Here is an 18,354-nt window from a genome sequence, read left to right as displayed (position 1 = left end):
ATTTCAAAAACGTGGAGGAAATAGAAAATGACTAATTCAGTAATAAAAATGGTTCAAGCAATCGAGGCTAATTATGGAATGAATCCTAATAATTGGCCCGAAAATGACACTAGATTGAAAGCACTACATAAACGTTTCTCTGATCCGACTAGGAATGTCGAGAGGGAGTATAAAAGCAACCAACTATATAAGGGACAACAGCCACACAGGGAACAAAAACTACGCAAGGCGCAACGACTACTTGATACTACCAACCTGCCAAAATACAAAATTGCCGATCAAGTCGGTTATAACAAGGATTACTTTAGTGCATTATGTACAGACGGATATCTAGATGATAGCAAGTGGTATATCAGCCGGAAACATCTTCACAATTACGAATATTATTGTGACGACAAACTAATTGCCGAAGGCACAATCAATCAAATAGCTATGAAGCTAGGCAAAAGTCCCAGTTCCATTCGTGGGTGTACATTAAGCAGTTATAAAAAATACAAGCATGAACACACTTACAGACTGGTGAAAATTAGGTGAGATTGAGATGACAAGCAAAGAGATTTATAAAGAAGAGTTAACCAAAATATATGAAGATCAGCATCAATCGATGGAGAGCACAATAATTTACATATTTACACACCACAACAAACTACCTATGACGTTCATTAACGCACGAAGAGAGTTAACCGATTCCGAAAAGAATGATGTGATAAGAGATATTTGTTATCCATTTTAAGGAGTTAGAGATATGATTCAAGATATTAACTTACAAGTTTATGAAATGCGCAAAAATGGCTACACTTTTGTTGAAATAGCTGATGTATTAAATTATAGCGATGAAGATATTAGAAATATTGATGATGTTAATCAGGCTAACTTAGATGTTCTTTCAGGCTTATACGATGGAAGTCTAGACTTTAGTGATATTAACTAGGAGGACTAATTAAATGGATAACGTGAGAATTTTAAAGGGTTACAGTAAGGCAGAGCGTAAGGAACTAGAGGAAGCTAAAGACAGCGGTTTCTCATCAGTTATGACCCTAATTTATGGTATTGGTGAGGGTTATGATGATTGTCATGCATTGTATGAAAAATATTGTCGTGAAAATACTAATGACAACAATCAAATGGCTAAGGACATTATAGATTTCTACTGTGGTAATGCTAAGTTTCCTGAACAGAAATATTATATACAACTGATTAAAAATAATGACAGCAGTTATCTCAACAGAAACAGGTTAGACGCTTCCTTAACACTAGACGACTGTCGCTTAGCCCAATACTATCAAACCAAATTTACTGAACAAGAAATCAAAGCCATTGATCCAAGATATATGGCATTTGCTGTGTTAGTGGAGGATGACGATAAATAAAGACAAATAGTGGTAGATTTATAAAATGTATCGATGCGATTCATTACTGTTATGAGGTGGAAGAATGAAGCAAGTTAAAACGTTTATTACTTATGTAGAAGAAAATAATGATGAACAAACTAATGAATTCATGAAGAGTCATAAAGTCCTAAGTGTTAAAAGCCAAGTCATGCAAGGCTTTACGTATAATAGTGAAACTAATTATGTAACTAACATTTACAAAACATTTAAACCGGCGATTATCACAACGATTGTTTATGAGGTGGAGAAATGAGTATATAATTCGGAAAGAATTGGGACGATTATTAAATGTGACGAATGTCCAGAATGTGGGAGGAGATTAAATGACTGAGATTAAACCGTATTTAATTAATGGCTTTCCAGCGTGGTCATATTATGATTCAAAATCTAAATTAGTAGCCGGAAAAATTGACGCTAGTAAATTAACTGTTAAGGACATAGATTCAAGAATTGATAAGGATGGTGACAATGAATGAGCTTAATATCATCAATTTTGATTGGAGCACTTGGAGGAATTGCAGCGGTTCTTTTATTAAATGCTTTTGATAATAAAAAGCATAATGTGAAAACCTCCGAAAAATATCTCGGTAGAATTCCTAGCCGAGACGAGGCAAAGCTATCGTCGGTAGTTGTAATTAAACCAGCATTATTCATTCAAACCACGACAGACAAAGCTATATTTAGTAAAGAAGATTCGCCGTCGATTACTATTTATAAGCAGTCTGGAACTGTTGAAGTCAATACTAATAAAGAAAGTATTATTTTTAGCATGATTAATATTGAAAGAATCGACTATGATCCAGATAAATGTAATGTCTATTTTGAGGGAGAGTGAGCATTATTAGACCAGGAACACGAAGTAGAATTGAAGAAATATTAAGAGACTATCCGAACCTTGATAAATACATTTCTGAGCGTTATAAGGAACTCAGACATCCTTATAGAGAATCGGATGAGAATATTGGAGGTGGTAAGTCTAGTAAAATTTCTAAGCCTCAAGAACAAATGATAATTACCATTGAAGCTGATAAGCGCTTGACCATGCTTGAACGAGAAAAGAAAGCTATTGATAAGTGTTTGATAATGGCTAGTGATGATACTAAGACTATCATTTCAGAATTGTATTTCAGAAAACATCCCTATTATAAGATAGATGGTCTCATCTTAAATGGAATGGTTCATTGTTCAAGAGCACAGGCGTTCAGATTGAAGCATGAGTTCTTAAGCAATTTAGCAAGCGAGCTAGGCTTGTTTGACCCATATTAAATTATTGATACTAAATTGAGACTATAGACATGTATGTAAGTAGTAAATTAGTAGTATAGAAAGTTAGCAGGAAGCTAGCTTTCTTACCTCATAAAATTAACGACGACACCGATAAGTGTGGAAAGCTTGTCGGCAGTACAGGCAATCTGGCCAAGCTATTCAATAGCTTTCGAGTTCAAATCTCGATGCCTGTATACGAGAGTTAGACCACTCTCGTTAGAGTTCCCCTTACAAGAATTCAAAAGGTTGGATGGTGACTAGAGCGGTAATTAGTAGTAGAAATTAGTGTATCTAAGATAGCGATTATTAATTCTACGTCGGTGGTTCGATTCCATCTCATCCAAGTGGCTGGCGGAAAACAGCCTAAAATAAAGGGTGTCTATATCCTTTTAAAAAACAACAAATTATCATACTTTTTGATAACTGGTAGTCAGTGGTGCAAAGGGTAACACAGGATGATGAGATAGTGTAAGGGCTATTGATTATATATCGCCTCCGTTTGATACGACTCTAACGTAGCGTACGTAGTCGAGAGCGTGGCAAGACAATTCAAACGTGCATGGTTCGATTCCATGCCTAGCTATTGTGGAAGTATTTCCACAGTGTATGAAATAAAAGTTTAATACTAATCGAAGTGAGGTTGTCTCCCTCACTCTGGTAGCGTGAATGGTTGGGAAGCTAAGAGATCATATCTCTTGCGTTCAGGTTCGAACCCTGGACACGCTATAATCGTTGGTGGTGTGGAAAGTTATAGAAAGGTGCGAGGTAACGGCTCGTGGGACTTTCCAAGTTAGTGTGAATGCAAATGGCGTGCACGTCGATAGGTTGGATTCCTATCCACACTTTATTATTAGCTGATAGATAATATCTATCTGCTTTTTATTTTGGAGGATAAGTAATGAATAACAACGATAGCAATACAACTAAAACAGGCTTAGGGTTTCTATCCATTCTCACTCTCATCTTTGTCGTGACCAAGATTCTTGGTTTCCTATCCTGGTCATGGTGGTTAGTGTTCTTGCCTATCTGGGGTCCAATTCTTGCGCTCATCTTATTTATATTTATAGCTTGGATTGTGACACTGATTACTAATGCCTAAACCAAAGAAATTAATGGTTATCAACGGAAGACGGCAGCTAGTTCCTATTGATTACCAGACCCGAACTGAAACAGATAAGGCATACAATCAAAAGAGGAACCGCGAGAACAAAGAGTATGTATCCTTTTACAAGACCACAGCATGGAGACATACACGTGAACAAGTCCTGCTGCGTGACTATTCAACCTGTGTTAGATGTGGACTCGAAGGAAACATAGTTGATCACATTGTTCCAAGTGAAGATGATTGGGAAGACAGACTTAATGTAGGTAATCTTGAGACTTTATGTCAACGATGTCATAACCTTAAGACACGCAGAGAATGGATCAAGAAGAACAAAGGACGTGATAGAGCTATGAAGATACATGTAGTGATAGGCTACCCAGCTAGTGGTAAGTCTACCTATGTTGCTAGACATATGACATCACATGATCTTGTGTATGATTATGATTTACTTACATCATCGTTAGATGGTTCAATGCTTAACGTCTTGAACACAAATGATGTTGAAGCTAACAGCCGAACGATTCATAAGCACAACATAGATGTGAACGATTATGTTCAAATGATTTATGAAATGATTCTTCGAAAGATTAAATCGGAAAAGACATTTGAGAATGTTTGGCTGATCATGACTAAACCAGATGATAGATTGACAACTCTCTTAACATCTTATGATGTTGATTGGTTGATGTTAGGTACAAGTAAAGAAGAATGTATCAATAGACTTCACAAGCAACAAAGAGATACTACTAACTCATATAGTCTTATGAATGAAGTTGATAGATTGATTAATGATTTAGATTTGAAAGTTAAATTAATAAAACAAAATTAAATAAAATTATTTTCTTTTCATTAATTAATAATGAATTGAATTTAGTTTTATTTTTTTTGATTTAAATATATTTTGCAAAAACAATTGAACGACGTGTGATTTATATCCAATGTGGGTATCTTAAATTTCTGGACATACCCCCCCTCAAAGTCAACGGGGGCGTACATTCGCCCTGCTTCTTGAACGCACGTCCTCTTTTTTGCACACGAAATTCTATTAATTAAATTTTTGAACCGGCCGATTTAGACCACAAATATCATTGGAAAGAAGATGTAATTCGATATAAAGATTGGAGGTGGTGATATGGCGAGAAAAGGTCGTCCTTATAAGGTTTTAGAGCAATCAACAGCCAACTTAACTAAGCAACAGCAAGAGGCAAAATTCAATGCTGAAATACTTGCTAGTGATGGCTATAAGTTACTCCAAAACTCACCCCCTAATCGCCTCTCTGGCGTGGCTAAAGCGGAGTGGAAACGAATTATACCAGACCTTAAAAACTTGCCTGTAAGGGCAGTTGATAGGGCAATGGTCGAACAATATTGTTTCTGGTATTCACAATTTATTGATTTAAGCGAACGTCTTGAAACTGTGGATGATATTGACGATAGAATGAAGATTTTAGGAACTTTAGATAAAGTTTCAAAAAATATTCGTTTAGCAGCAAGTGAAATTGGATTAACGGTTGATTCACGTATGCGTCTGAATGTGCCTAAGAAAGAAGACAAGCCTAAATCGCTTGCCGACAAATTAGGATTTTAGGAGGTGATAGCATACAAAACTATATTAATAAGGTTTTAAATGGTGAATATGTCACTTGCAAGGCCACTTTAAACGCTGTAAAGCGCCACGAAAATGATTTAAAGCGTATCAATGACGCCACATTTTCATACGAGTTTGACCAAAAACTTGCCGAAAGAGCCATTAAATTCATCGAATTATTGCCAGACCCTAAAGGTGGCACTCATAAACTAGCAGGATTCCAAAAATTTATCATTGAGTCTATTTATGGTTGGGTAGAAAAGAAAGACCATGGTAGACGTAGATTCCACAAAGTATTTGTTTCTATGGCACGTAAACAAGGTAAGACGCTGCTTATATCTGGAATTATTTTGTATGAATTCTTGTTTGCTAAAGACCCTGAGCGTTCAAGACAAATCTTTTGTACAGCCAACGATAAGGAGCAAGCAAAAATTGCATTTGAAATGGCTCGTAAACAGTTAGATCAATTACGTGCAAAGTTTCCAGATATTAAAAAGTCCACTAAGAAAATTCGTGAGCTATTAATTAATTTAGATGACGATTCATACGTCCGACCGCTCTCTCGTGATACTGGTGCTATCGATGGATTCGAACCGTATTTAGGAGTGCTTGATGAGTATGGAGCTTCTAAGACTAATGAAATGATGGAACTATTAGTTTCTGGTCAAGGTCAACTGCATAATCCGCTAATCGTAATTATTTCTACAGCTAACTTTAATATGAATGCTCCTATGTACACCGTTGAATATCCACGAGCCAAGAAGATTCTTTCGGGCGAGATTACCGATGACCAATACTTTGCATTTATTGCAGAACAAGAATCTATTGATGAGATTGAAGATCCTAAGAATTGGACAAAGAGTAATCCGCTTCTTGTTATTCCCGAAGTTAAGAAAGATTATGCACCATATCTCAAAAAACGGTGGGATGTTGCCAAACAAACTGGTGAAAAGAATGAAGTTTTAGTTAAGAACTTCAATATGTGGCGACAAGCCGAAGAAAATTCTTATTTGGATATTGAGAGCTGGGAGAAAACAACGGTTGAAACTAAACCAGACATCCATGGCAAACCTGTTTGGATAGGTGTGGATGTTGGTAAAGCGTCTGATTTATTCGCTATCAGCTGGTTAGTTCCGATTGAAGGTAAATGGTATGCAGATTCCTATTCTTTCGTGGGAACTAAATATGGGTTAGACGCGAAAATTAAAAAAGACCGCATGAATTATCGTGGTTTAGCTGAAAAAGGACAATGCGAAATAACCAAACTTGAATCAGGTGTTATCGATAACGAACGCGTGTTTGATTGGCTTGAATCCTTCGTTGAACAAAACAATTTAGACGTTAAAGGAATCATGTACGACCCATATCAATATGGGCAGCTTTTAACATTAATTGAAAAACGACATCCAGAATGGGAACAAGTTCAGGTTAGACAAGGAACCATGACTCTCTCTGCTCCTACTAAGGAATTTAGGGATGGTGTAATAAATGGAAACATTATTCATTCTGACAGCTTTATTTTAAAAACAGCCGTTACAAATGCTGTGTTAATGACTGACAACAACGGTGTTCGAATCAATAAAAATAAATATTCTAACAAAATTGATCCCGTTGATGCTTTACTTGACGCTTACGCAATTTGTTTCACCGAAAACATAGATGATTACTTAACTGATGATTATGTGATGAGTGATGATTTTGGATTTTAGGAGATGAAAATGAAAAACATATTTAAATGGATAGCTTTGAATTTGCCACAATTTTTATTGATTTGCGGTTTTTTTGTGTTCTCAATTGGCTGGTATTTCGTTAATTTACCGGCCGGATTGATTGCAACAGGGATTTCATTAATTATCCTAGCATTTTTAATAATTAAATCTGACTAGAAGGGAGGTGAATAGATGAGCTTTTTTAGAAGTTTAAATAGTTCTAGCAATGACTGGGCTATGGATTACTTAGAACATGGAGTTATTCCAAGTAGTGGCTACGCAGGAATTGGAGCTTTAAATAATTCTGATGTCTTAACCGCTGTTTCAATTATTGCAGGAGATGTGGCTAGATTTCCGATTCTGCAAATTAAAGATATCGACGATTCAATTATGGATGACGATACGATTACCTATTTGTTAAATAGGAAAATTAACAGTCACATGTCAGCTTATTTTTGGAAATTCTCGATGATGGTCAATGCAATTTTAACCGGTAATTCATATACGAGAATTATCCGAGATCCAACAAAATACGGTAAAAATGCTGGCAAAGCAATTGAATTGGAATTCTTTCCTCCCTCTCAAGTCTCAATTAATTATCAAAATAATCCAGTTACTGGACGTGAATATTTCTATACATTTAATCCGATAGACGGAAGAGATTCATTTGATTTGGAACCAAAAGATGTTATTCATTTTAAATTTTTTAGTTCAGACGGAATTATAGGAAGATCGCCACTGTTATCGCTTGGCGATGAGATTGGATTACAAAAATCAGGTGTGGACACACTAGGACGATTTTTTAAATCAGGCTTAAAAGGTTCGATCTTAAAGGTTAATGGAGCTAAGTTAAGTAAGGAAGCACGAAGAAAAATTAGAGCTGACTTTGAATATGCTCAAGAAGGTGATTCACACGGTCCTATCGTAACTGACTCCACAATGGACTATCAACCGCTTGAAATTGATACTAGCGTGTTGAATCTGATCAATAGTAATAATTGGTCCACATCACAGATTGCTAAGGCTATGAGGATACCAGCTTATAAGCTTGCTGTTAATAGTCCTAATCAATCAGTAGCTCAATTAAATGCTGGCTATATTCAATTCGATTTGCCGTTCTACTTTCAACCTATTATTAGCGAGTTTCAAATGAAACTACTTAACGATAAGGAACGTCACAAATATAGATTTGACTTTGATACTCGTAAAGAAACAGCTAGACCAGTTCAAGAATTAACAGCATTGGAAGAACATAACATTCTAACACCTAATGAAATTCGAGCCGAGTTAGGTAAGAAGGCGGATAAAGATAACGAGAATATGAATACTTATCAATCAACTTTAAATACTGTTTCTTTGAAGATGAAAGATGAGTATCAGAAAAACAACAAAAACTTGAAGGGAGGTGGTTCAAATGGGAAAAACGGAAATGAGGGCGACACCGACTGAGGTCAAAATTAGAAGTGCTGAAGATGGTACTGAAACTAGAAGTATTGAAGGTTATGCGTTGAAGTTTAACAAGCGGTCGCAACCTTTAATGGGTGGTTACTTTGTTGAAATTTTAGACAGCCGCTGTCTCGATAATACAGATATGAGTAATGTTGTTGCCACTTTTAACCATGATGAGTCAAGACTGTTAGGGCGTACGGGAGTTAATTTAACTCTTACTAAAGACAATGTTGGATTGAGATTTAAGATTGATTTACCTAACACAACTTTGGGTAATGACATTCTAGAAGAAGTGAGAATGGGAATTCTCTCTCAATGCTCATTTGCTTTCACGCTGCCAGATGATAATGCAGACGTTTGGACACGGTCGAATGAAGATGATGCTGAGTTTAAACGTACTATTTTAGCAATTGACAAGTTGTATGACGTATCTGTGGTCACTACTCCAGCGTATGAAGATACTAACGTATCAGTTGGTTCACGATCCAAGCAAGCTGTTCAGAAATTAAAAGATGAGTCGTTAAAGAAAGTCAGAGAACTTAAACGACAAGAAGCTTTAAGAAAACTAAATATTGAATATTTGAAATAGGTCACTGATTAAGTTCGGCGGCCTTTTTTAATGCTCAAAAACAAGGAGATTATACATGACTTTAGATGAAAAAATTAAAGCTTTGCGTGAAAAAATCGACGTAAACAAAGAAAAGAGAAACAAGGATGCTGTTGAAGCTCGTTCAATTTTGAGCGATGACAAGGCTACTGATGAACAAATCGAAGCAGCTAATAAGACAGCTGAATCACTCAGAAAGCTAGATGAAGATATCAAAGCTGATGAAGAACAGCTTAGAGATTACGAAGCACTTCGTGAAGTTCCTAAGAAACGTAAGAAGTCTGCTGGTAATCGATTAAGCCCAGAAAGCGAAGAAAAACGCGCTTTTAATGAATATCTACATTCAAAAGGCGAAAAGCGTGCTGATGGTATCACTAGTCCAGATGCAAGTGTAACTATTCCGGAATCAATTATTTACAATCCAGAAAATGAAGTTAAATCAGTAACAGATTTGGCAAAATTGGTTCAACATTTTACTGCTACTACTGCAACTGGTAGATATCCAATTTTGAAACGTGCAACAGCTTCACTAAATACTGTTGAAGAATTAGCTGCTAATCCTGAACTTGCTAAGCCAGAATTTGAAAATGTTTCATGGGAAGTTAAGACATATCGTGGTGCTATTCCTGTATCAAACGAAGCTATTCAAGATTCAGCCGTGGATCTAACAGGTATTGTTGCTAGAAACGCTCAAGAACAGAAGATTAATACTACAAATACAGCTATTTCAACAGTATTGAAGTCATTTACACCTAAGACTGTAGCTGGTGAATCTGTAGATGATATCAAACATATTCTTAATGTTGATTTAGACCCAGCTTATAACAAAGTTATCGTTGCATCACAAAGTTTCTACAATTACTTAGATACTTTGAAAGACAAGAATGGTCAATACCTACTACATCAACCAATCGCAGACGGTTCACCCGTTACATTGCTTGGAGTTCCTGTAACAGTTGTTGAAGATACAGCTTTAGGTAAGAGTGGAGAATCTCATGCGTTTGTTGGTGATTTGAAACGTGCCGTAGTTATGGCTGATAGATTGGACATTCAAGTTCGTTGGGTTGATAACGAAATCTTTGGTCAATATCTACAAGTTGCAACACGTTTCGACGTTGTTAAAGCTGATGAAAAAGCTGGTTACTTCTTGACACAAGGCAAAGCAACTCCCAGCGCCTAGCCCAGATGAAACTGTAGATTCGACTACAAGGGCGGTCGATGAAAATTCTACGGTAGCTGAAATAAAAGCATATTTAGATAGTAAGGGAATCAAGTATCTATCTAATGATACTAAGGCAACTTTACTTTCTAAGATTGGAGGCTAGTAAATGCCGGACGATAAATTACTAACCAACCAGCAATTTGAAACACTAAAACTTTATTGCAAGATTGACCAGTACTTTGATGATGATGTTTTAAATGAATTAATTGAATCCGGAGCTAGTGAAATTGCTCATGCTATTTCAAGCACAAAACAACCTAGTGATTTTATTTCTGATCATAGATTCTTTGTCGCTCTCATGAAATATGTTGAAGAGGATTACTACTATCGTGGTACTGGCTCAGAAGTCATGAGATTCCCATTACAAAACACAACAATCAACAATGTTATCAGTCAATTGCGTGCTGAGGAGGTCGATAGTAATGAGACTAACTCATATGACTGAGCGGATTGAATTTTTTGGAAGTAAAGAAGTTCAAAATAAATACGGCGTGATGGTTCCAGGTACAGATACACCACTATTTAGCTGTTGGGCAGAAGTTCTTAACACACCTATACGTGAGTTTAAAGACGCCACGACTAAAGTCGGTAATCGTAAGGAATCACCAAACTTTGCTATTAAGTTTGAGCCTCAAAGATTGATTGATTCATCCTGGAAAGTAAAGTGGCGTGGAAACATTTATCAAATAACCGGAATTGATGAGGATTTTGATAAACGGGATTTAACTAAATTGGAATGCAAGGCGGTGGACGGAAAATGACAGTAACTGGAGCTGAAGAACTTTTAAGTAACATTAAAATGCTTGAAGCAGGTTATGACCGCAAGGCTAGAAAAGCGGTACGGGACGGTGGTAAGTATTTTGGTGAAACATTGGCACAGGATACGCCTGTTAGCACCGAAGACCACTCTGGAAAAGGTCCATTACGTGATCATATGAAAGTTGGAAGTGTTTCAGTAAAAACTGGTGAATATGAAGTACCGGTTGGATATGACCGGACTAAAGGACCGATTGCTCACTTTCCAAATTCTGGAACATCAAAGCAGGACCCACAGCATTTTATTGAAAAAACTCAAGACGGTACAAAAGACGCCGTGCTTCGAATATTTGTTGACAACTTAAAGGTTGGTGACTGATATGAACGAGTATGACGTTTTTGGGTTCTTAAATTCTGATGAGATCAATAATTATATGAATGAAATTCGTGGGAATGAAATCGATGTGCCTCAAATATATACAGGCACACCAGACCAGGGCTTTATCCAAAATAAAAACGCCCCTTGGATTCGAATTACTGCAATTCCAGGTGACGAGGTAACTTATGCCGATGATAAACGTTTAATTGAATATCCACGAGTTCAAATAGATTTTTGGATATTGAATTATAAGGTTGAAGAATTATTAAAGTTAGAACAAATGATTTACGATAAAATGTTTGCTCACGGATTCGAACGATATTACAAAAATCACAATCGTGATGTTGACATGACGGACCTACAAATGGTCCAAGGAAACTTTGAATATCAAGGCTTTAGTCTAAACGAGGACTAAGGCTTTTTTAATACAAAAAAAACAAGGAGATTTATTAAATGGGAAAAGCAAAATTTGGTGCATCTAATTTTTATTATGGAGTCGTAAAGGATGATTTAGTGGCCGATGGTCCTAAGAAGATGCCAGGACTGACTGAAGCAAAAATGGATTTAAAAAATGAAATGAAGGCTATTGCGGCCGATGATGGTCCATATGTAACTCTTTCTGGTGGTATTTCAGAAGCAACTTTGGACATCAAGCTATTAGATATCGATTCTGAAGCAAGAAAAGATTTCTTTGGAATCGAAGTTAAGAATGGTGTTGAGCTTTATAACAAGAACCTAAAGCCTAATGATATTGCAATCATGTTTGACACAAAAATGGATGACGGTACAAAGATTCACGTAGCAATGCTTAAAGGTAAATTCTCACTACCTGGCGTTGATACTAAGACCGTAGACGGTACTCCTGATCCAAATGCTGATGAAACTACAGGTACATTTGCTCCTCGTGGAGATTCAGAAGATGGAATTATGGTTGCAATTTGTCGTGAAGACAATGCTGACTTTGACTTAGAAAAGTTTAAGAGATTCGTATTTCCTAAGACGGCAGACGACTACACAGCTTTAGATACACCTGCACCTGAGGCGTAATTGATTAAGAGCATACTCCCTCTCTGGTAGCGGTGGCGGACGGAATTGAATTTAAAGGAGAAATATATATGGCTTATGAAGTTAACTTAATTATCAATGGAAAGAAAGAACAATTTAAACGTACTGAACCACCTTTTTTGAAGGAAATTACTAGAGCATTGGTATTACAACAGCATCAAGTTAGAATGTATGGCAAGAATGATGGTCCAACTGACAAAGACTTTGATAACAATTCAAAGGAAATCGCTAAATTTGCATCACAATTCTTTAAGGACCAATTCACACAAGAAGACTTCTTAAACGGGGCAGACGGTGAAAATGTAACTGTTATCTCAAATATCATTGATCAATGTTTAGGAGTTAAGAACCCAGAAGACATTGATACAGATGAGAGTAAAGCAAAAAAATAACTGAGCAGACTTTAAAGGAATCGCTTAACAAACTTGATGAGTTTTATAAATCATTAATGGGCCAGGGTTATAAATTAGCTGATTTGGATTCTATGACCATGGATGACGTTAAACGAATTAACCATATATATGAAGAAAAGGAAACCACCATTGATAAGGCGTTTCCTTTTTTGTTTGCCTAGATTTCATAAAGAAAGGGGATAAGATATGGCTGGATCATTAGGACATTTAGCAGCTACTGTTAGCTTAAATATTGACCCTTTTAAACAATCATCAGCAGCTTTAATGTCCACGATTAAGAACACAAACACAGCGTTAAAACTGCAAGATAACTACGTAAAAGCCTATGGTAATGCGCTTAATTCAATGAGAACTCATTATTCCACTCTCTCTCAACAAATGAGCAACTATAATGCAAGACTTAAAGAACAAGAAGCAACTTATCAAAAGCTTAATTCTCAAACTGCCAAGACAGCCGGTGAACAAGAGAAGTTAACTCGTAGACAGCAAAACGCTGCTAGTCAAATCAATAGAACTAAAAGCGCTATGAACCAACTCGATTCCGAGATGGGGCGTTTGAAACGTCAGATAGATCAGCAATCAACAGGATGGTATAAAGCGGGAACTAATTTAAAGAAGTTTGGTTCTGCAGCAACATCAGCTGGTCAAAAAATGAGTTCAATGGGTTCAACTATGACCACACGTGTTACAGCGCCTATTGTGGCTGGCTTTGGTTATGCCGCTAAGTCCGCTATCGATTTTAATTCTCAAATTAAAAACATTGGTCCGCTATTACAAGCCAATGGTGAGAGTGCCGGACAAGTAAGACGTGAAATGACTCAAATGGCTGATGCTTCTAAGAAGTGGTCAGTGCAATACGGTATTTCTACAAAGTCTATTAATACAGGACTTGAAGAGCTGGTAAAGCGTGGATATTCCGCTAAGCAGTCACTTGGGGCTATGCCAAGTATTTTGAATGCGGCTAAGGCTTCTGGCGATGATTTCAATTCTGTTATGACCGTTTCAACGTCAACGCTAGAGCAATTTGGTTTGAAGTCTAGAACCACAACTGGGATGTTAAAAAACACTCAACGTGTAACTGATAGTTTGACTTATACGGCGAATGCAACTGCTGCTGGTTTCCAAGATATGGGCGATGCTATGACTTATGTTGGCCCTACAGCTCATGCAGCCGGAATCAGTTTGGAAGAAACTGCTGCAGCAATTGGTTTAATGAGTAATCAAGGTATCGAAGGGTTAACGAGAATAATAAAATTCCTGCTCTCACTGGCCCGCTTAGAGAGTAATCTCTTTGAAAAAGAACTAATTCAATTCGGTTAACGCTAAAATTATATATAATCACGTCAAGACCGAGCCAAGCCGTGTAGGAAACTCACGGAAGGTGTAACGACTAGATAAATTATCCTAAGCAAACACTACTATATAAATAGTAGTGTTTTTGTATGGAAAAATATCCACGAAGAGTTAGCGCCAATTTTTATATTGGATGAAAATATAGTCTGAACATTATGGAAACATAATGAAGCACGAGATAAAGAACTCGTACGATAACACATTGCAGTTGCAGGTACAGCTTTACGTTCAGCCTTAACAAGGTTGATGAAACCATCGAAACAAAATGCAGCTGGTTTCAAGGAATTAGGTATTAACGTTGCTGACTTTAAGAAAGGTACGTTAACGCTACCAGAGATTCTTAACAAGATCAAAACGAATACAGCCGGTTGGACAAAAGAACAGCGTGCGGCGGCTATTGCTACTGCATTCGGTACAGAAGCCCAAGCTGGTATGAATGCGTTGGTATCAGAAGGTGGAGACGCCTTAACAGATCTAACTGGTAAGACAGAAAAAGCAACAGGCTCTACTAAGAAAATTGCTGACACAATGAATAGTACCAAAGCCGCACAAATTGCAAAATTTAAAGAATCATTGCACGTTTTAGCAATCACGATTGGTGATAAATTAACACCAACATTAATGCCACTAGTTAAAGATGCAACTCAAGTAGTTAAGGCGTTTGGTAATTTAAATAAGTCCACGCAACAGACTATTGTTAAAACAGCTGCATTTGCCGCTGCTATTGGACCATTATTATCAATTCTTGGTGGTGCAACTCGTGGACTAGGTGCATTATCTGGTGCATTCGTAGCTCCATTACTTGGAATGTCAAGAATGGTTGGTGCAAGTAAGCAAGGTGCAACTGGCTTAGGAATTTTAAAAGCTGGATTTAGTAAAACTGCTTATGAAAGTGGAAACTTTGCTACGAAAGTTGGAACTACTGCTACTAGCGTTGCTGCAACCAGTGAAAAAGTAGCTGGTTCAGCTAATACTTTTACGATTTTTGGAAGTAAAGTTAAAACTGCCGGCTCTGCTGTATTAACATTTGCCGCCGCTAACCCAGTAGCGACTGGTGTTATTTTAGCTACTACTGCTGCACTTGTAGCTGGTGGAGTTTGGTGGGAAAATTACGGAAAGAAAGCCTATGAATCGCAACAACGAATCAATCGCTGGGGTAGTGATGTAGGTTCTAGTGCTGATAAATCTCTTTCAAAAATTCAGAACTTTAATGTGCAAGCAAGTCAATCATTAGACGACTTTGGTAATAACGCCAAGACTAATGGCAAGAAAGCTGCTAAAGCATTCGAAGGAATTGGCGACGAGATCGAAAAGACTGGTAAAAAAATTAATAAGGACTTGGGTAAAGGTTTAGATAGTCTACCACCACAGGTTCGTGCCACTGTTGAAAAATCTATAAATGAGCAAAAGTCTGGAAATAACAAAATAGTTTCTCAATCTAAAACTCTCAGCTCTGATGTGGCTGGAATTCTTAAAACTCATAACGGAAATGTAAGACAACTAACCGCTGAACAGCAGACCTATATTCGAAATTCTCAGCAGAAACTAAATGAGAATGAAATCAAATTGCTAGGAATCACAGGCAAGAAAAAAATTGCTGTAATGAAAGCCTTGAATGGTAGCGTCAAAGGTTTAACTGAACAACAAGCACAATCGACCATTGATACTTTGGAAAAAGCTTCTATTAAGGAAGAAAAAACTTATAAGAAGAATGCGGACACAATAAAGAAATGGCGCAAAAGTGGTCATATGACAGAGAAAGCCTATAACAAGGCTATGGAACAGTTATCAAACAATCACAAAGCTAATATCGATAAGAACTTACGAGCAGTTGCACAAATAGAAGATAAATATGATGCCCGACATTCAACGGCATTGGATGATATCGTTCATAAGGAAAAAACATCCTGGAGAAATATTGATGATGAACTGTCCAAAGCTCAGAAAAATCATAAAGTTAAGCTTTCTGCCATTGCTCAGCAATATGGGAAGATTAGTACAGTTGCTAAGACGGCCGGTAAGGATTGGAATCATATGGTTCTTAATCCTAAAACTGGAAAGATTAAGACTAATGCTCAAGAAACAATCAACGATACAGCTAAGACTGAACAAGGTTGGGCAAGACTTAAATTTGATTTAAAGAATGCCAAAATCAACAGTAATGCTAAGTCGATGATTGGTGAAGCTGCTATTCAATCTGGAAGATGGAACTCTATGTCATGGAAAGAAAAGAAAGCCATGATAAGAGTTAATCAAAAAGGAAAAGAAGACTTATTAGCAGCTGTCAAGAGCATCAAAGATTGGGACAAATTAACGCCTAAGCAGCAAACCGCTATTGTTCGAGCCAAGGGTCAAAAAGAATTGGCTTTAGCTATGACCGATGCTGGCGAATGGAACAAACTCTCTCTTAAGGATAAAGAAGCTTTAGTCAAGACATCTGGTGAGAAAGACATGATTGACTTACTCACTAAAACTGGTACCTGGAACAAACTAACGGTTAGCGCTAAGAAAGCTGTTATCGAAGGTAAGGGTAGTGCTGAGTTAGTTGACCAACTTAATAAATTAGGCCAATGGAACAAAATGTCTATGCAACAGAAATCACTAGTCATTAACAATAAAGCAACTGCTCCTATCGTGGATGCGATGATTAAGTCTGGTGATTGGAACAAGCTTTCATTAACTCAAAAAAATGCAATTGTCCACGATCAAGCAACGGCTAAAATCGTTTTAGCTATGCAAAAGTCTGGAATGTGGAATCAATTGAGCTTGAAAGAACAAAATGCGGTAGTTCATGACAAAGCTACCGCTCAATTGGTTCAAGCATTAACTAGTTCAAATAAGTGGAAGGGATTGGATTTACAGGCTAAAAATGCAATCGTTAACGACAAAGCTAGTGCTCCAATTATTGGCGCTTTAGTACAGGCTGGCCAATGGAACGTTTTGCCGGTAGCCGAAAAGAATGCAATTATTCATACTGGTAACAGTGCTATGGATTTGGCTAACTTAGTAGTTGCTTATGGCAACTTCAATGCTTTATCTGATGTGCAAAAGACTTTAATTATTAATAATCAATCAGCTATGACTGCGCTACAACAAGCAGGATACGGAATACAGAGCTACAATTTAACACCTACACAGCTTAAACAGTTGAAAGGTGATAATGCGGACATCCTAAATAAAACAAGCAACGGAAAACTTGCTGTTGTAAGTTTCAACGGACAATCGGTAGCTGTTAAGAAATTAAAGGGTGACAACGTTGATGTGCTTGGCAAAATTTCAACAAGTAAAACCGCTATTGATAGTCATAATAGTAAGCCGGTTGACACCAAACACTTCAAAGGCGATTCAAGTGATATAGTCAACAAATCTAATACTAGTAAGAATTCTGTTGGAACTTTTAATAGCAAGAGTGTAAGCACTAAACATTTCAAAGGACAAGATCAAGCATCTGGTCCAGCTCACAACGCAACTGACGCTATTGGTGGATTCCAAGGCAAACCTAACATCATTACTAAGACACTTAGAACGGTTGTCGAAACTGTTAAGAAAACATTGCACTTAGAAAATGGTACTAGCGATTTTAATTTTAGTGAAGTAGCTATGGTCAATGATCAACGTGGTTCAACATTCCGTGAGTTGATTCATCTACCAACCGGCGAAAGTTTCGTACCAACTGGTAGAAATATATTAATGGCACTTCCACGACATTCACAAGTTGTGCCAGCTAATCAAACTAACCGTTTGTTAGGTGGAATTAAGCAATATGCTAACGGTACTCCTGGATATTCAAGCGTTGTTAAAGACTTTACTGAATTAAGTCCAAGTCTTACTAATCAGACAACTCAATACTTCAATTCAAGTAACCCAGTCAATAACAGTCCTGTAAACAACCACAATGAATACACAATTAACATTCAAGCAGCTGTCTCAAGTGACATGGATATTAGAAAGCTAGCGGATAAGGTAATGAGAGAAATTAAGCGAAAAGATGATAGAAATATACTAGCTCAGGGAGGAGGAGTTAACTATTAAAGATGGAGAATTTGTAATC

At 37.0% G+C, this 18,354-nt stretch carries 23 protein-coding genes and 1 pseudogene; all 24 read left to right on the top strand.

Annotation, left to right across the window (positions count from 1 at the left end; translation table 11 throughout):
- Positions 1 to 27 precede the first annotated feature (27 nt).
- The gene (locus FC88_RS11050) at positions 28 to 534 is read left to right on the top strand and encodes a hypothetical protein (RefSeq protein ID WP_057815624.1); all 507 of its coding nucleotides are present in this window, start codon (positions 28 to 30) and stop codon (positions 532 to 534) included.
- Between the two features lie 211 nt (positions 535 to 745).
- Positions 746 to 931 carry a hypothetical protein gene (locus tag FC88_RS11040; protein ID WP_057815619.1) on the top strand — a complete coding sequence of 62 codons (186 nt, stop codon included), beginning with the start codon at positions 746 to 748 and terminating at the stop codon, positions 929 to 931.
- Between the two features lie 13 nt (positions 932 to 944).
- The gene (locus tag FC88_RS11035) at positions 945 to 1,370 is read left to right on the top strand and encodes a DUF1642 domain-containing protein (RefSeq protein ID WP_057815617.1); all 426 of its coding nucleotides are present in this window, start codon (positions 945 to 947) and stop codon (positions 1,368 to 1,370) included.
- 64 nt (positions 1,371 to 1,434) lie between these two features.
- On the top strand, positions 1,435 to 1,644 hold the full coding sequence (locus FC88_RS11030; RefSeq protein WP_057815614.1) for a hypothetical protein: 210 nt from the start codon (positions 1,435 to 1,437) through the stop codon (positions 1,642 to 1,644).
- A gap of 70 nt (positions 1,645 to 1,714) precedes the next feature.
- Complete coding sequence (locus tag FC88_RS12950; RefSeq protein ID WP_157060468.1) at positions 1,715 to 1,867, top strand: hypothetical protein; 153 nt, start codon at positions 1,715 to 1,717, stop codon at positions 1,865 to 1,867.
- Positions 1,864 to 2,226, top strand: a complete 363-nt coding sequence (locus tag FC88_RS11025; protein ID WP_057815612.1) for a hypothetical protein — start codon at positions 1,864 to 1,866, stop codon at positions 2,224 to 2,226. The genes FC88_RS12950 and FC88_RS11025 overlap by 4 nt, the downstream gene beginning before the upstream one ends.
- Positions 2,223 to 2,657: a hypothetical protein gene (locus FC88_RS11020; protein WP_057815609.1), complete on the top strand. Its 435-nt coding sequence runs from the start codon at positions 2,223 to 2,225 to the stop codon at positions 2,655 to 2,657. Before FC88_RS11025 ends, FC88_RS11020 begins: the two co-directional genes overlap by 4 nt.
- An 898-nt stretch (positions 2,658 to 3,555) precedes the next feature.
- Entirely contained in the window at positions 3,556 to 3,756 is a 201-nt protein-coding gene (locus FC88_RS11015; protein ID WP_057815607.1) for a hypothetical protein, read from the top strand.
- Positions 3,749 to 4,063 (top strand): annotated as a pseudogene (locus FC88_RS13325) (HNH endonuclease); the annotation flags it as partial. The gene FC88_RS11015 and the pseudogene FC88_RS13325, both read left to right, overlap by 8 nt.
- A 48-nt stretch (positions 4,064 to 4,111) precedes the next feature.
- On the top strand, positions 4,112 to 4,591 hold the full coding sequence (locus tag FC88_RS13320) for a hypothetical protein (protein WP_338025250.1): 480 nt from the start codon (positions 4,112 to 4,114) through the stop codon (positions 4,589 to 4,591).
- A 303-nt stretch (positions 4,592 to 4,894) separates the two neighbouring features.
- A complete protein-coding gene (locus tag FC88_RS11005) occupies positions 4,895 to 5,350 on the top strand; it encodes a phage terminase small subunit P27 family (protein WP_057815604.1) in 456 nt (151 codons plus the stop codon).
- An 11-nt stretch (positions 5,351 to 5,361) separates the two neighbouring features.
- The gene (locus tag FC88_RS11000; protein ID WP_057815602.1) at positions 5,362 to 7,059 is read left to right on the top strand and encodes a terminase large subunit; all 1,698 of its coding nucleotides are present in this window, start codon (positions 5,362 to 5,364) and stop codon (positions 7,057 to 7,059) included.
- A 9-nt stretch (positions 7,060 to 7,068) separates the two neighbouring features.
- Positions 7,069 to 7,236: a hypothetical protein gene (locus FC88_RS12945; protein WP_157060467.1), complete on the top strand. Its 168-nt coding sequence runs from the start codon at positions 7,069 to 7,071 to the stop codon at positions 7,234 to 7,236.
- A gap of 15 nt (positions 7,237 to 7,251) precedes the next feature.
- Positions 7,252 to 8,508: a phage portal protein gene (locus FC88_RS10995; protein WP_057815600.1), complete on the top strand. Its 1,257-nt coding sequence runs from the start codon at positions 7,252 to 7,254 to the stop codon at positions 8,506 to 8,508.
- On the top strand, positions 8,474 to 9,097 hold the full coding sequence (locus FC88_RS10990; RefSeq protein WP_057815598.1) for an HK97 family phage prohead protease: 624 nt from the start codon (positions 8,474 to 8,476) through the stop codon (positions 9,095 to 9,097). The genes FC88_RS10995 and FC88_RS10990 overlap by 35 nt, the downstream gene beginning before the upstream one ends.
- Before the next feature lie 55 nt (positions 9,098 to 9,152).
- Positions 9,153 to 10,295, top strand: a complete 1,143-nt coding sequence (locus tag FC88_RS10985; protein WP_057815597.1) for a phage major capsid protein — start codon at positions 9,153 to 9,155, stop codon at positions 10,293 to 10,295.
- A gap of 148 nt (positions 10,296 to 10,443) precedes the next feature.
- Positions 10,444 to 10,782, top strand: a complete 339-nt coding sequence (locus FC88_RS10980; protein WP_057815594.1) for a head-tail connector protein — start codon at positions 10,444 to 10,446, stop codon at positions 10,780 to 10,782.
- The gene (locus FC88_RS10975; protein WP_057815592.1) at positions 10,760 to 11,098 is read left to right on the top strand and encodes a phage head closure protein; all 339 of its coding nucleotides are present in this window, start codon (positions 10,760 to 10,762) and stop codon (positions 11,096 to 11,098) included. The genes FC88_RS10980 and FC88_RS10975 overlap by 23 nt, the downstream gene beginning before the upstream one ends.
- Positions 11,095 to 11,472 carry an HK97-gp10 family putative phage morphogenesis protein gene (locus FC88_RS10970; protein WP_057815591.1) on the top strand — a complete coding sequence of 126 codons (378 nt, stop codon included), beginning with the start codon at positions 11,095 to 11,097 and terminating at the stop codon, positions 11,470 to 11,472. The genes FC88_RS10975 and FC88_RS10970 overlap by 4 nt, the downstream gene beginning before the upstream one ends.
- A 1-nt stretch (position 11,473) precedes the next feature.
- A complete protein-coding gene (locus tag FC88_RS10965; RefSeq protein ID WP_057815589.1) occupies positions 11,474 to 11,887 on the top strand; it encodes a hypothetical protein in 414 nt (137 codons plus the stop codon).
- A 38-nt stretch (positions 11,888 to 11,925) separates the two neighbouring features.
- Positions 11,926 to 12,519, top strand: a complete 594-nt coding sequence (locus tag FC88_RS10960) for a major tail protein (protein WP_057815587.1) — start codon at positions 11,926 to 11,928, stop codon at positions 12,517 to 12,519.
- 68 nt (positions 12,520 to 12,587) lie between these two features.
- A complete protein-coding gene (gpG, locus tag FC88_RS10955) occupies positions 12,588 to 12,929 on the top strand; it encodes a phage tail assembly chaperone G (protein WP_057815586.1) in 342 nt (113 codons plus the stop codon).
- 207 nt (positions 12,930 to 13,136) lie between these two features.
- Positions 13,137 to 14,270 carry a phage tail tape measure protein gene (locus FC88_RS10950; protein WP_057815584.1) on the top strand — a complete coding sequence of 378 codons (1,134 nt, stop codon included), beginning with the start codon at positions 13,137 to 13,139 and terminating at the stop codon, positions 14,268 to 14,270.
- 234 nt (positions 14,271 to 14,504) lie between these two features.
- Positions 14,505 to 18,335, top strand: a complete 3,831-nt coding sequence (locus FC88_RS10945; protein ID WP_268750939.1) for a phage tail tape measure protein — start codon at positions 14,505 to 14,507, stop codon at positions 18,333 to 18,335.
- Positions 18,336 to 18,354: the final 19 nt, after the last annotated feature.

This window comes from Companilactobacillus futsaii JCM 17355 (genome assembly GCF_001435505.1).
GTDB lineage: Bacteria > Bacillota > Bacilli > Lactobacillales > Lactobacillaceae > Companilactobacillus > Companilactobacillus futsaii.
This window is presented reverse-complemented; position numbering and strand designations above follow the sequence as displayed.

Bases quoted from the DNA above. Each gene is read 5' to 3' on its own strand.
- gpG (WP_057815586.1), top strand. From the start codon at position 12,588: ATGGCTTATGAAGTTAACTTAATTATCAATGGAAAGAAAGAACAATTT.
- FC88_RS11005 (WP_057815604.1), top strand. From the start codon at position 4,895: ATGGCGAGAAAAGGTCGTCCTTATAAGGTTTTAGAGCAATCAACAGCC.
- FC88_RS10975 (WP_057815592.1), top strand. From the start codon at position 10,760: ATGAGACTAACTCATATGACTGAGCGGATTGAATTTTTTGGAAGTAAA.
- FC88_RS10950 (WP_057815584.1), top strand. From the start codon at position 13,137: ATGGCTGGATCATTAGGACATTTAGCAGCTACTGTTAGCTTAAATATT.
- FC88_RS10965 (WP_057815589.1), top strand. From the start codon at position 11,474: ATGAACGAGTATGACGTTTTTGGGTTCTTAAATTCTGATGAGATCAAT.
- FC88_RS10995 (WP_057815600.1), top strand. From the start codon at position 7,252: ATGAGCTTTTTTAGAAGTTTAAATAGTTCTAGCAATGACTGGGCTATG.
- FC88_RS11040 (WP_057815619.1), top strand. From the start codon at position 746: ATGATTCAAGATATTAACTTACAAGTTTATGAAATGCGCAAAAATGGC.
- FC88_RS11015 (WP_057815607.1), top strand. From the start codon at position 3,556: ATGAATAACAACGATAGCAATACAACTAAAACAGGCTTAGGGTTTCTA.
- FC88_RS10970 (WP_057815591.1), top strand. From the start codon at position 11,095: ATGACAGTAACTGGAGCTGAAGAACTTTTAAGTAACATTAAAATGCTT.
- FC88_RS10990 (WP_057815598.1), top strand. From the start codon at position 8,474: ATGGGAAAAACGGAAATGAGGGCGACACCGACTGAGGTCAAAATTAGA.
- FC88_RS11030 (WP_057815614.1), top strand. From the start codon at position 1,435: ATGAAGCAAGTTAAAACGTTTATTACTTATGTAGAAGAAAATAATGAT.
- FC88_RS13320 (WP_338025250.1), top strand. From the start codon at position 4,112: ATGAAGATACATGTAGTGATAGGCTACCCAGCTAGTGGTAAGTCTACC.
- FC88_RS11050 (WP_057815624.1), top strand. From the start codon at position 28: ATGACTAATTCAGTAATAAAAATGGTTCAAGCAATCGAGGCTAATTAT.
- FC88_RS11025 (WP_057815612.1), top strand. From the start codon at position 1,864: ATGAGCTTAATATCATCAATTTTGATTGGAGCACTTGGAGGAATTGCA.
- FC88_RS12945 (WP_157060467.1), top strand. From the start codon at position 7,069: ATGAAAAACATATTTAAATGGATAGCTTTGAATTTGCCACAATTTTTA.
- FC88_RS12950 (WP_157060468.1), top strand. From the start codon at position 1,715: ATGACTGAGATTAAACCGTATTTAATTAATGGCTTTCCAGCGTGGTCA.
- FC88_RS11035 (WP_057815617.1), top strand. From the start codon at position 945: ATGGATAACGTGAGAATTTTAAAGGGTTACAGTAAGGCAGAGCGTAAG.
- FC88_RS10980 (WP_057815594.1), top strand. From the start codon at position 10,444: ATGCCGGACGATAAATTACTAACCAACCAGCAATTTGAAACACTAAAA.
- FC88_RS10960 (WP_057815587.1), top strand. From the start codon at position 11,926: ATGGGAAAAGCAAAATTTGGTGCATCTAATTTTTATTATGGAGTCGTA.
- FC88_RS10985 (WP_057815597.1), top strand. From the start codon at position 9,153: ATGACTTTAGATGAAAAAATTAAAGCTTTGCGTGAAAAAATCGACGTA.